The following is an 11,926-nucleotide window of genomic DNA, read 5'->3' as shown; positions in this document are numbered from 1 at the left end:
GGCGAAATACGATGAAGAAGCGGACACGTGCGGAGGAATTGATTTTTACGCGTAATAAAATTTTAACGACGGCTCGTGATCTGTTTATGGAGAAGGGCTATAGGTCGGTTTCTACTCGTGATATTGCGGCGCTGTGCCAGATGACGCAACCCGCGCTTTACCATCATTTTAAGGATAAGGAATCGCTTTATGTCGAGGTTGTTCGGCAGCTAACGGTTGAGATTCATACGGATATGATTCCGATTGAGCAGGCCAATCATTCGCCGCAAAAGCAATTAAAGGCTATGTTAATGATGCTGATTGAGAATCATCCGACGAATGTTTTGATGATGATTCATGATATTTTGAATGAGTTGAAGAAGGAAAATCAGTTTTTGATGTTCCAGTTGTGGCAGTCGACTTATTTGGATCCGTTCAAGCGGCTTTTTGAAAGAATATCTGATGACGGAATGCTCCGAACAGGAGTGACGAGTGAGGCAGCGGCGAGCTATTGCTTGTCAACGATTAGTCCGATTTTTGCTAGTGATAGCCAGTTTCGGCAAGGTTCGATGTCTGATCGGATCGATGAATTAATTGATTTTATGATGTTTGGAATTTGTGAAAAAGAGGTATAATCGGAATGTCTCTTTTTTTATAAATAAATATTTATCATTTGATAAACGAAAAAATTGATCGACTGATAAATGAAATAAGGGGGAAGTTGAGATGAGTCATAGTATTTTTAGTAAAATTGCAAATGCGGTTGGGGGTAAGCGTGGCAGGTGGATTACGCTTGCTGTTTGGGTCTTGATTGTGGTTGCATTGCAAGTGTTCTTGCCTAAAACGGCGGACTATAAAGATGATGCGGCGCCTGATTTAGCGGCATCGGAGCTTCTGTTGTTGCGCAAAAAATGATGGATGAGCAGTTTCCAACTGGGGAAGGTACGCCGGCATTGATTACATGGTATCGGAGTACGGGCCTGACCAATAAGGATTTAGCGCAGATTCAGGCGTTTTCGAAGGAATTACAGCAAAATCCAGTGGAGCATCAGAAAACGGTGGTTCCTTATGATAAAATGCCGCTTCCAGTTGTAAAGCAACAGGTTTCAAAGGACGGCACGACGTTTATTCAGACGGTTTTGATGGATTCGGAGGCGACTTCGGATGAACTGAAAACGAGTTTTGAGGAGTTAGAAAAAACAGCGAATGGGATTTTTGTAGATAAACCGTTCGATCAGAAAGTGGCTAGCAAGGATGCATTGACGGCGCGCACGACAGGACCGGCGGGGATTAGTGTAGATGCGACGGAGCTGTTTAGTGATGCGGATGTTTCGCTTCTAATTGGGACGGTATTACTTGTTTTGGTATTCTTACTTGTGATTTATCGATCGCCAATCTTGGCGTTTATTCCGCTCATTGCGGTTGGCTTTGCGTATTTGGCGGTAACGCCGATCATTGCGTTGCTCGGGAAAGAGGGCGTGATTACGTATGGTTCGCAAGGGTTGTCGATCATGACGGTGCTGTTGTTTGGGGCTGGGACGGACTACTGTTTGTTCTTGATAGCCAGATTCCGCAGTCAGCTTCATCATGATGAGAATCGCTATACGGCATTCAAAAAAGCTTTTAGTAACACGGCGGGAGCGATTGCGCTCAGCGGTTTCACAGTCATGGCGGCGCTACTTATTCTATTGGTCGCAAAATATGGCTCGATTCACAATTTTGCAGTGCCATTTAGCTTGTCGATTTTGATTATGATGATTTCTTCGTTGACGTTAGTACCAGCTTTACTTGGCATATTCGGACGGGTTTCATTCTGGCCATTCGTGCCACGTACAGAGGAAATGGCAAAAGCGCATGCTACGAAAAAAGGCAAAAAAGCCAAGCTACACCGTGAAAATCGTTTTTGGCATCGTGTTGGCGAAATTGCAGCGCATCATCCGATTAAAACGTTTGTGATTACGATTTTGATTTTGGGTGGGTGTGCGTTTTTTGCGACGCAGGTGAAATATACGTATGATACGCTTTCGACATTCCCAAAAGATATGCCATCACGTGAAGGCTTTACGCTGATTAGCGATCATTTCGGTGCTGGTCAGTTGGCGCCGGTGGACTTGATTGTCAATACGAATGGTGAAAAAACGGATCTTCGGGCTAATTTGCAAAAACTGGATGGGATAGCAAATGTTTCTGTGGAGGTTCCTAGTACGAAGAACCCGGATTATAGGATGTATACGATTGAGCTTTCTGATAATCCTTACAGTAACGAAGCGATGGACGTGATCCCAGATATCCGCAACACGGCGGAAGCCACGCTAAGTGACGCGGGGATTTCCCAAAAAAATGTCTGGATTGCGGGTCAAACGGCGACACAATACGATTCACGAGCAGTGACTAAACAAGATGAGGCGTTGATTATCCCACTTGTTATTGGCTTGATTGCGTTATTGCTACTCGCGTACTTGCGTTCGATAACGGCAATGGTGTACCTCGTGGCAACCGTTCTGCTCTCCTTTTTCAGTGCGCTTGGACTTGGCTGGCTTATTATCCATTATGTTATGGGTGTCGACGCGATCGCTGGGCTCATCCCGATTTATGCGTTTGTCTTTATCGTTGCGCTCGGTGAGGATTACAATATTTTCATGATTTCAAGCATCTGGAAAAAGAGTCGAGAGTTGCCACTACGTGAGGCTATAACGGAAGGTGTAGGACAAACAGGTGGTGTTATCACATCGGCAGGTCTCATTTTAGCAGGAACATTCGCTGTTTTAACCACGTTACCAATTCAATTGCTCGTCCAATTTGGCTTAATCACCGCGATTGGCGTTTTGCTAGATACGTTTATTGTCCGTCCTTTCCTAGTCCCAGCGATTACAATGCTATTCGGAAAATGGGCGTTCTGGCCAGCAAGCGCGCCGAGAAACGATCATCTGCGTCGTTAAAACTTCCGTTCCGGTGCTCATGTACAAGTCGTACATTCCGCTCCAGTACTCGCTTTTTCCTAGCATCTAATCATTTCTCGGCGCGCTTGAATTTAGTGGCGTTTTCTGGGTTATGAGAATAACGCTTGTTTCCCACTCCAAAAAGTATATAATAGAGATATTAAATGGGGGTGGGTGTATTGATGAACATCGTGGATATGCATTGTGACGCGCTTTATAAGTTACAGGCTGGAGCTGGGAAAGTAACGTTTCAAGATTCGGAGCAGCTTGATGTGAATTTTGAGAAAATGATTGCTGGTGGTGTCAAAATGCAGGCTTTCGCAATCTTTCTCGATCCTGCGACTCCTGTGGAACAAAAGTGGAAAAAAGCGATTGAACAGGTCAACATTTATAAGCAGCATGTTTTGCATCGGAATGGTGTCATCAAGCCGCTGAGACAGTGGTCGGATGTTGCGCGTGTTCCAGAAGAGAAGATCGCGGCTTTCTTAACGTTAGAAAGCGTGGAACCAATTGGTACAGATTTGCGAAAACTGGATCAAATGCTTGATTATGGTGTGCTTTCTGTCGGGCTAACTTGGAATAATGCGAACCTAGCCGCGGATGGCATTGAAGAAACGCGGGGCGCAGGCTTGACGGATTTTGGTAAAGCAATCGTCGCAAAACTGAATGACCGAAAAGTGTTCACCGATGTATCACATCTGAGCGAAAAAGCTTTTTGGGATGTGATGGAACTAGCGGATTATCCGATTGCTAGCCATTCTAATGCTAAAGCAGTTTGTGGCCATCATCGTAATTTATCTGATGAGCAAATCAAGGCGCTACTTGAACGAGATGCGATGATTCATCTTGTTTTCTATCCGCTTTTTGTTAAGGATACGGCGGATACGGTATATATGGACGACTTGATCGCGCATATGAAGCATATTTGTGAGCTTGGCGGTGTAAATAATATCGGTTTTGGTTCGGATTTTGATGGTATTCCTTATCATATCGAAGGCTTGGAGGATTGTTCGAAATATCCGGCGTTTATCGCAGCGCTTAGAAAGCATTTTACCGAGCAGGAAATTAAAGGTTTTTGCTATGATAATTTTATACGGCATTTACCGAAATAAGACTTTTGCACTTCCCAGCACAATTGGGAGGTGCTTTTAATTGGGGCTTATCGCGCGCGTTTTACCGTGTTATAATAGAAGAGACGAGTATGGAAAGAGGAGGAGTTATCTCATGAGACTCGAGTCTAATTATGTCCAAAAGCAGCAACAGAAACAATCGATGAAGTTAATGATGACGCAACAGTTATCGCAATCGATCGCGATGTTGCAGTTTAATATGGAAGATTTGACGGCTTTCTTAGAAGATAAGGCGCTTGAGAATCCTTTAATCGAAGTGATTCCAGGCAGAGATATGGCTCCTGATTATGCAATAACGACGCGCAAAAAAAATAACTTGGTTGGAGTGGATAATACGGATTGGCTAGAGCAGATCGCTGACACAACGATGACGCTCTCAGATGCGTTAAAAGAGCAGATGCAGTTTTTAGATATGACAAGCCAGCAAAAAATGGCGTTATTATTCTTGATTGATAGTTTGGATAAGAATGGTTACCTGCAGACAGATCCAGAAGTTGTTGCCGCCGCGCTGCTCATCTCTCTTGCTGATGTTTTGGAAAGCTTAGAAACATTGCAAAATTTTGAGCCGGCTGGTGTTGGTGCGCGTGATGCAAGAGAATGTATTTTGTTACAAATTAAACGACATCCAGATGCGCCGGATCAGGCCTATGCTGTTATTCATGATTATTTTGAAGACTTCGCGAATAAACGTTGGAAAAAAATAGCGGATGGCTTAGGCATGGAGATGGCGACAATTCAGTTGGTTTCCGATTTTATTATTACGTTGAATCCTAAGCCGGGAGCGGAGTTTGAGTCGGATCGGGTACAGTATGTGGTACCGGATTTGGTTTTGAAACAGGTTGGTGGGGAGTTACATGTATCCGTCGCGAAGCAATTTTTACCACGGATGAAATTTCAAGAAAGCTATTTCGAAATGATGCAGGCGACGCAAGAAAAAGATGTGGCGGCATTTTTGAAGGAGAAGGCTGGCGAATTCGATTGGTTGAAGAAGGGTTTGGAGCAGCGTGAGAGTACGATTGGTCGGGTTGGGGAAGCGATTGTGAGGCATCAACGCGAATTTTTCTTGCACGAAGGTACGCATTTAGAACCGCTGACGCTAAAAGAAATCGCCGAGGAGATTGAAGTCCATGAGTCTACGGTGAGTCGAGCTGTCAACGGCAAGTATATGGAAACCGTACATGGCGTCTACGAATTAAAGTACTTCTTCTCGTCGAGTCTCACCAAAAAAGCAAGCGAAGAATCGGATGCAGGCGATGTGTCGAGTCAGAGTATCAAGAATTTGATTCAGCAATTTGTGCGAGTTGAAGATAAGTTGAAACCACTTTCCGATCAGAGAATTGTAGAAATGCTAGATGAGCAAAGCATTCAAGTTTCAAGGCGAGCTATCGCGAAATATCGTGGTGAGCTGAATATTCCATCCTCCTCCAAGCGAAAAAGGTTTGTCTAGATCCTTGGCATAAACTGTAATGTTGGGACTGTTCGAATGAAATGAGTTACAGTCCCAACATACATGTTTGAATTATTGAAAGCCGGATCTACAGCATGACTATCATGGTGGTCTTCTGACTTGCTTGACCACACGCAAATTATTTCAGTTTGACTTGTTCATGTTTTAACATATTCATTATGTGGAATATGTACAACGTGCTCCTTTTTCATGGTAGGAACACAGTGTTAATAGATCGTGAATTTTACTTTAATTTAGGCTTTATGCTTGAATTTTGACCCAATCACTGGTAGAATGGTTGTCGTAGGGTAATGAAATAACTACTTGCGTTACGGCAAGCGATTTACGAAAGAGATGGGTTACGTTTAGAAACGATTAAGATGACTGGATTCGAAATACAGCTTTAAAACAGTGTTTCATATTAGATGATAGTCACAATAGTTTACTAGCAGAACTTGGATCTCTTGTTTTTTTAGTTTTATCGGGACATCTTATGACTAAGCGGGTCAAGAAGAGTCCAAGACGGTTAGGAGACTTTGAAATGTCAGATATCATTAACATTCAAAAGAAATTATTACCCGACATGCTTTTAGTAATGCAGAAGCGTTATCAAATCTTGCGTTCGATTTATTTTGCGGAACCTGTTGGTAGACGGACACTTGCTCAGATGTTGGGCATGAGTGAACGGGTGCTACGCGGTGAGGTAGAATTTTTGAAAGCACAAGGGTTGATTGGCATTGCTCCTGCTGGGATGACAGTGACGAAGGATGGTCTGGTCGTATTTCGCGAATTAGAATCCGTTATGAATCAGTTAACGGGAATACATACAATGGAAGATCGACTGCGCGAGAAATTAAAGATCAAAGCTTGTTTCGTTGTTCAAGGCGACAGTGATGTAACACCATGGGTCTTGGAAGAAATGGGACGTGTGGCACTCGAACAACTGGATTTATCGCTCACAGAGCAAAAAAATATTATCGCGGTCATGGGTGGTTCTACAATGGCGACGCTAGCTGAAATGATGACACCTGACTTTGCAAATGGACGCGAACTACTATTTGTCCCAGGACGTGGCGGACTCGGGGAAGAACTGAACAACCAAGCCAACACGATTTGCGACAGGATGGCAACGAAGACGAACGGCAAACACCGTATGTTTTACGTACCGGAACAGCTTGGCGAAGAAGCGTATCAATCGCTCCTGAAAGAGCCGGCCATTCAAGAAGGATTGCGACTCGTACAATCAGCCAATGCCATTTTGCACGGTATTGGAGATGCAATTACAATGGCTAAACGCAGACACACGGACGCCGAAGCTATGCAAAAGATTACAGATAGACAAGCCGTAGGAGAAGCATTTGGTTATTACTTCAACGAACAAGGCGAAGTCGTGTACAAAGTTCCAACATTTGGTTTACAATTTGAAGACCTACCTCGCATACCGAATATCATTGCGCTAGCAGGAGGCACTTCGAAGGCCAAAGCAATCAAGTCGTATATGAAAACCGCTCCGTCCAATACGATTTTAGTAACAGATGAAGGAGCCGCAACGATGCTTTTAAGAGGGGAAAACACCCTTTTGAAATAAAAAATTTCATTATTTTCAAGGAGGAAATTGACTTATGACAGTTAAAGTTGGTATTAATGGTTTTGGACGTATCGGACGTCTAGCATTCCGTCGTATTCAAAATGTGGAAGGTATTGAAGTTGTTGCAATCAATGACTTAACAGACGCTAAAATGTTAGCTCACCTGTTGAAATATGATACTACTCAAGGTCGTTTCGATGGCGATGTTGAAGTACATGATGGTTATTTCAACGTGAACGGCAAAGAAGTGAAAGTTTTAGCTAACCGTAACCCTGAGGAATTACCATGGGGCGAACTAGGTGTTGATATCGTTCTTGAGTGTACTGGTTTCTTCACTGCAAAAGAAAAAGCAGAACTACACATCAAAGCTGGTGCTAAAAAAAGTTGTAATCTCAGCTCCTGCATCAGGCGACATGAAAACAATCGTATACAACGTGAACCATGATACTTTAGATGGAACGGAAACAGTTATCTCTGGTGCTTCATGTACTACTAACTGTCTTGCTCCAATGGCTAACGTATTAGAAAAACAATTTGGTATCGAACAAGGTCTTATGACTACGATCCATGCTTATACAGGCGATCAAATGACACTTGATGGTCCTCACCCAGGTGGAGACTTCCGTCGTGCACGTGCTGCAGCAGAAAACATCACTCCTAACACGACTGGTGCTGCTAAAGCAATCGGTCTTGTATTACCATCACTTGTTGGTAAATTAGACGGTGCTGCTCAACGTGTTCCAGTTGCAACAGGTTCATTAACTGAGCTTGTAACAGTTCTTAAAAAAGAAGTTACTGTGGAAGAAGTGAACGCTGCAATGGAAGCTGCAAGTGATGCAGATACATTCGGTTACACTAACGACCCAATCGTTTCTTCTGATATCGCAGGAATCACTTTCGGCTCATTATTTGACGAAACGCAAACGAAAGTCCTTTCAGTTGGCGGCAAACAATTAGTGAAAACTGTTGCTTGGTATGACAACGAAATGTCTTACACTGCACAATTAGTTCGTACACTTGAATATTTCGCTAAAATTGCTAAATAAGATTGCTTAGAACTAAATAATAAACAAATAAGCGGGAACAGGTCTTTTGTTTCCGCTTTTTATTTGAAAGTTGAATAATGGAGGAATTTTATTATGGCTAAAAAAGTTGTGACTGATTTAGACTTAAACGACAAAAAAGTTCTAGTACGTGTTGATTTTAACGTTCCAATGAAAGACGGTAAAATTACCAATGATAATCGTATCGTAGCGGCACTTCCAACGATTCAATATATCCTTGAACAAAACGGGAAAGCAATTCTTTTCTCTCACTTAGGTAAAGTGAAGGCAGAAGAAGACAAAGCGGACAAATCACTTCGCCCAGTTGCTGAACGTTTGAGCGAATTATTAGGCAAAGAAGTAAAATTTGTGCCTGTAACTCGTGGACCAGAACTTGAAGGTGCGATTAACGAGATGAAAGATGGAGACGTTATTCTTTTCGAAAATACGCGTTTTGAAGATGTCGACGGTAAAAAAGAAAGCAAAAATGATCCAGAGCTAGGCAAGTATTGGGCTTCTCTAGGTGATGTTTTTGTGAACGACGCATTCGGAACAGCCCATCGCGCGCATGCTTCTAACGTTGGAATCGCTTCTAACTTGGACTCTGCAGCAGGCTTCCTAATGGAAAAAGAAATCAAATTCATCGGTGGCGTTGTGGATAACCCATCACGTCCACTTGTTGCCATCCTTGGTGGCGCGAAAGTTTCCGACAAAATCGGCGTTATTGAGAACTTAATCGAAAAAGCAGACAAATTACTTATCGGTGGCGGAATGGCATACACATTCTTCAAAGCACAAGGTAAAGAAGTCGGTATTTCCCTTTTAGAGAAAGATAAAATCGATCTTGCGAAGAGCTTACTTGAAAAAGCAGGCGACAAATTAGTACTTCCAATCGATAATGTTGTTTCTCACGAATTCAGCAATGACGCACCATTCCACACAGTTGACTCGAACCATATCCCAGCTGACGAAGAAGGTTTGGATATCGGTCCTGCGACAGTGGAGCTTTTCACAAAAGAATTACAAGGCGCGAAAACAGTTGTTTGGAACGGTCCTATGGGCGTATTCGAAATGAGCAACTTTGCTAAAGGAACAATCGGCGTTTGTGAAGCAATCGCGAACCTTGAAGGTGCAACGACAATCATCGGTGGCGGCGATAGTGCAGCTGCAGCGATGGACCTAGGTTACGCTGACAAATTCACACACATTTCAACTGGTGGCGGTGCTTCTCTAGAATACCTAGAAGGCAAAAAATTACCAGGCGTTGAATCAATTAGCGATAAATAAGGATTGAAACTGTTAACCTCTCGTATTTCGCAGGTCACGATAGTATCTGCGAACCTCAGCGGTCGACAAATGCTTAGATTTTATGGCATTGTCTGAGTACCGAAATATCGGAACGGAAGGTTTAACGACAAAGATGAGCGTTTGTCGGCGCGCTGAAGAGAAAGGAAGTTTTAGTATGCGTAAACCTATCATTGCAGGAAACTGGAAAATGAACAAAACGGCGGCGAAAGCTGGACAATTTGCTGAGGACGTGAAGCATAAAGTTCCAAGTAAAGATGTTGTGGATTCCGTAATTGCAGCACCAGCTCTATTTTTAAAAGAATTAGTTGGCCTAACGGAGGGAACGGATCTTAGAATCGCAGCGCAAAATACTTATTTCGAAGACGAAGGTGCTTTCACAGGCGAAATCAGCCCGTTTGCAGTCGCTGATTTAGGCGTTTCTTACGTTGTTATCGGACATTCTGAGCGTCGTGAGTATTTCCACGAAACAGACGAAGATATCAACAAAAAGGCACATGCAATCTTCAAACATGGCATGACTCCAATCATCTGCTGTGGTGAAACATTGGAACAACGCGAAGCTGGCCAAACGAACGAATGGGTTAGTGGACAAATCCGTGCAGCGCTTAAAGGCTTGACGGAAGCACAAGTTGCTAAATCCGTTATTGCTTATGAGCCAATCTGGGCAATCGGAACTGGTAAATCTTCTACAAGTAAAGACGCTAACGACACGTGTGCTGTTGTTCGTCAAACTGTTGCAGAAGCTGTTTCTAAAGAAGCGGCAGACGCTGTTCGTATTCAATACGGCGGTAGTGTAAAACCTGAAAATATTGCTGAATATATGGCCGAGTCTGACATTGATGGAGCTTTGGTTGGTGGCGCGAGTCTTGAGCCAGCGTCATTCCTTGCTTTATTGGAGGCAGTGAAATAGATGACTAAATCACCTGTAGCTATCATCATTCTTGATGGTTTCGGTTTACGTAACGAAACAGTTGGGAATGCTGTTGCCTTAGCTAATAAACCTAACTTTGACCGCTACTGGGAAACGTATCCGCATGGACAACTGAAAGCAGCCGGCCTTGATGTCGGTCTTCCAGAAGGTCAAATGGGTAACTCAGAAGTTGGCCATACAAATATCGGCGCTGGACGTATTGTTTACCAAAGTTTGACGCGTATTGACAAAGCTATTGAAGAAGAAGAATTCGCGAAAAATGAAGCGTTAAATAATGCTTTCACACACACCAAAACGAACAATTCTGATCTTCACTTGTTCGGCTTGCTATCAGATGGTGGCGTGCATAGCCACATCAACCATTTAGTAGCCTTGCTTGAAACAGCGAAAAAAGAAGGCGTGAAAAACGTCTATATCCATGCTTTCCTTGATGGACGCGACGTGGCACCACAATCTGCAGTAGGCTATTTAGAAACGTTACAAAAAGCCATTGCCGATCTTAACTATGGCGCGATTGCAACAGTTTCTGGGCGTTTCTACGCGATGGATCGTGATAAGCGCTGGGAACGTGTCGAAAAAGCCTATAACACAATTGTTAAAGGCGAAGGCGCGCAATTTGAAGATCCTGTGAAATTGGTCGAAGCTTCTTACGCGGACGGCAAAAATGACGAGTTCGTCGTTCCTGCTGTTGTAGCGAAAGATGGTAAACCAGTCGCAACGGTGAAAGATAACGACGCTGTTATTTTCTTCAACTTCCGTCCTGACCGTGCGATTCAACTTTCGAATGCGTTCACAGATACAGAATGGGAACATTTTGATCGTGGCGACAAACATCCGAAAAATATCAAATTCGTAACAATGACACTTTACAATCCTAGCATTGTGGCGGAGGTTGCTTTTGCTCCGATGCCAATGACGAATGTGATCGGGGAAGTTTTATCTAATGAAGGCTTATCGCAGTTGCGTATTGCTGAAACAGAGAAATATCCTCACGTTACTTTCTTCATGAACGGTGGACGTAACGAAGAGTTTCCTGGTGAAAGCCGGATTCTAATCGATTCACCGAAAGTGGAAACGTACGATTTGAAACCTGAAATGAGCGCCTATGAAGTAACGGATGCGTTAGTAGAAGATATCAAAAACGATAAACACGATGCGATTATCTTAAACTTTGCGAATCCTGATATGGTAGGTCACTCAGGGATGGTTGAACCAACGATTAAAGCGATTGAAGCAGTGGATGAGAACCTTGGACGCGTTGTCGAAGCTATTTTGGAAAAAGGCGGTTCTGCGATTATTTTCGCCGATCATGGTAATTCTGAAACGATGACAACACCAGAAGGCAAGCCACATACAGCGCATACGACAGTTCCGGTTCCAGTAATCGTAACCAAGCTTGGCGTAACACTGCGTGAAGGCGGTCGTTTAGCCGACGTAGCCCCAACGATGCTTGATCTTTTAGGCGTGAAAAAACCAGCAGAAATGACTGGCGAAAGTTTAATTCAAAAATAAACAGGTCTTGCTTTGCGTTTTTGACGAAACAAGGCTAAAATAAGAAGGT

General features: G+C 43.3%; 7 protein-coding genes and 2 pseudogenes. All 9 read left to right on the top strand.

Annotation, left to right across the window (positions count from 1 at the left end; genetic code table 11):
• Positions 1 to 11 precede the first annotated feature (11 nt).
• Entirely contained in the window at positions 12 to 614 is a 603-nt protein-coding gene (locus PGRAN_RS12030; RefSeq protein ID WP_036067354.1) for a TetR/AcrR family transcriptional regulator, read from the top strand.
• Positions 615 to 705: 91 nt separating this feature from the next.
• Positions 706 to 2,918, top strand: a pseudogene (locus PGRAN_RS12025) (MMPL family transporter).
• 182 nt (positions 2,919 to 3,100) lie between these two features.
• On the top strand, positions 3,101 to 4,030 hold the full coding sequence (locus PGRAN_RS12020; RefSeq protein ID WP_036067353.1) for a dipeptidase: 930 nt from the start codon (positions 3,101 to 3,103) through the stop codon (positions 4,028 to 4,030).
• 112 nt (positions 4,031 to 4,142) lie between these two features.
• Positions 4,143 to 5,495, top strand: coding sequence for an RNA polymerase factor sigma-54 (rpoN, locus tag PGRAN_RS12015; RefSeq protein ID WP_036067352.1), 1,353 nt, complete (start codon positions 4,143 to 4,145; stop codon positions 5,493 to 5,495).
• Between the two features lie 541 nt (positions 5,496 to 6,036).
• A complete protein-coding gene (locus tag PGRAN_RS12010) occupies positions 6,037 to 7,083 on the top strand; it encodes a sugar-binding transcriptional regulator (RefSeq protein WP_036067351.1) in 1,047 nt (348 codons plus the stop codon).
• Between the two features lie 34 nt (positions 7,084 to 7,117).
• A pseudogene (gene gap / locus PGRAN_RS12005) lies at positions 7,118 to 8,129 on the top strand (type I glyceraldehyde-3-phosphate dehydrogenase).
• Positions 8,130 to 8,222: 93 nt separating this feature from the next.
• Positions 8,223 to 9,413, top strand: coding sequence for a phosphoglycerate kinase (locus PGRAN_RS12000; protein ID WP_036067349.1), 1,191 nt, complete (start codon positions 8,223 to 8,225; stop codon positions 9,411 to 9,413).
• Positions 9,414 to 9,588: 175 nt separating this feature from the next.
• Positions 9,589 to 10,344 (top strand): triose-phosphate isomerase, encoded by a 756-nt coding sequence (gene tpiA / locus PGRAN_RS11995; RefSeq protein WP_036067409.1) that lies wholly within the window; start codon positions 9,589 to 9,591, stop codon positions 10,342 to 10,344.
• The gene (gene gpmI / locus PGRAN_RS11990; protein WP_036067347.1) at positions 10,345 to 11,877 is read left to right on the top strand and encodes a 2,3-bisphosphoglycerate-independent phosphoglycerate mutase; all 1,533 of its coding nucleotides are present in this window, start codon (positions 10,345 to 10,347) and stop codon (positions 11,875 to 11,877) included. It begins immediately after the preceding gene.
• The last annotated feature ends 49 nt before the right edge of the window (positions 11,878 to 11,926 follow it).

The sequence above is a fragment of the Listeria grandensis FSL F6-0971 genome (genome assembly GCF_000525835.1).
GTDB classification, from domain to species: Bacteria; Bacillota; Bacilli; order Lactobacillales; family Listeriaceae; genus Listeria_A; species Listeria_A grandensis.
Note: the sequence above shows the minus strand (reverse complement) of the source record. Positions and strands in the feature narration are given on the sequence as shown.

Coding starts and splice junctions, on each gene's coding strand:
- PGRAN_RS12030 (WP_036067354.1), top strand. CDS start 12: ATGAAGAAGCGGACACGTGCGGAGGAATTGATTTTTACGCGTAATAAA.
- PGRAN_RS12020 (WP_036067353.1), top strand. CDS start 3,101: ATGAACATCGTGGATATGCATTGTGACGCGCTTTATAAGTTACAGGCT.
- gpmI (WP_036067347.1), top strand. CDS start 10,345: ATGACTAAATCACCTGTAGCTATCATCATTCTTGATGGTTTCGGTTTA.
- rpoN (WP_036067352.1), top strand. CDS start 4,143: ATGAGACTCGAGTCTAATTATGTCCAAAAGCAGCAACAGAAACAATCG.
- tpiA (WP_036067409.1), top strand. CDS start 9,589: ATGCGTAAACCTATCATTGCAGGAAACTGGAAAATGAACAAAACGGCG.
- PGRAN_RS12010 (WP_036067351.1), top strand. CDS start 6,037: ATGTCAGATATCATTAACATTCAAAAGAAATTATTACCCGACATGCTT.
- PGRAN_RS12000 (WP_036067349.1), top strand. CDS start 8,223: ATGGCTAAAAAAGTTGTGACTGATTTAGACTTAAACGACAAAAAAGTT.